This is a genomic window from Bradyrhizobium nivariense, from assembly GCF_029846695.2.
Taxonomy (GTDB): Bacteria; Pseudomonadota; Alphaproteobacteria; order Rhizobiales; family Xanthobacteraceae; genus Bradyrhizobium.
The window spans coordinates 1-826 of record NZ_JARWCR020000206.1 but is presented as its reverse complement, the minus strand read 5'-3'; the positions used below and the strand labels follow the sequence as shown (position 1 = coordinate 826).

Sequence of the window (826 nt, the reverse complement as noted above, 5' to 3'; positions counted from 1 at the left end):
TAGGGTCTGTTGGGATTCAGGATTCTCATTTGAGCTCGGCTGTGATTCAAGCTCGGGATGGACCGATTCGTTTTGAATGACGCCCAATGGGCGAAGATGGAACCGCTTTGTCTAGGCAAGCCGAGCGATCCCGGACGCAGTGGCAAGAACAACCGGCTGTTCGTTGAAGCGGTGTTGTGGATTGCCCGGACCGGTAGTCCATGGCGTGATCTGCCGCGCGCTTTCGGGCATTGGAATAGCGTGTACACGCGCTTCCGCGACTGGGTGAAGGCAGATGTGTGGAAGCGCCTGTTCGACGCGGTCTCGGAAGAGCCGGACATGGAGTACGCCATGGTCGACGCCACCATCGTCAAGGTCCACCGCCACGGGCAGGGCGCAAAAGGGGGACTCAAAGCCAGGCCATCGGCCGTTCGAAAGGCGGCATGAGCACAAAAATCCTGGCACTCACCGATGCGCTCGGCAATCTCGTGCGTTTCGTGCTGCTGCCCGGACAGCGCTTCGACACCGTCGGTGTTCCGCCGCTCATTGAGGGGTTGGCCTTCGATGCGCTGATCGCCGACAAGGCCTTCGACAGCAACGCCATCATCGCCGATCTCGACGAACGCGGCGCCAAGGTCGTCATCTCCCAGCATCCGCGCCGCGCACAACCGCGCGCTATCGACGAGGAGATGTACAAATGGCGTCATCTAATCGAAAACTTCTTCTGCAAGCTCAAGGAATTCAAACGTATCCCGTTGCGCGCAGATAAGACCGATCAAAGCTTCGCAGCCATGATCCATCTGGCCGCAGCCGTGATAAACTCCCGATGAATCCCAACAGACCCTAG

The 826-nt window shown here is 58.8% G+C and carries 1 protein-coding gene; it reads left to right on the top strand.

Features of this window, described 5'->3' with window-relative positions; genetic code table 11:
* Positions 1–57 precede the first annotated feature (57 nt).
* Positions 58–809, top strand: a protein-coding gene (locus QCM77_RS45960; protein ID WP_279667852.1) for an IS5 family transposase whose coding sequence is annotated in 2 segments (ribosomal slippage) — positions 58–388 and positions 388–809 — 753 coding nt in all. Because the reading frame shifts where the segments join, the coding sequence is not laid out codon by codon here.
* Positions 810–826 lie beyond the last annotated feature (17 nt).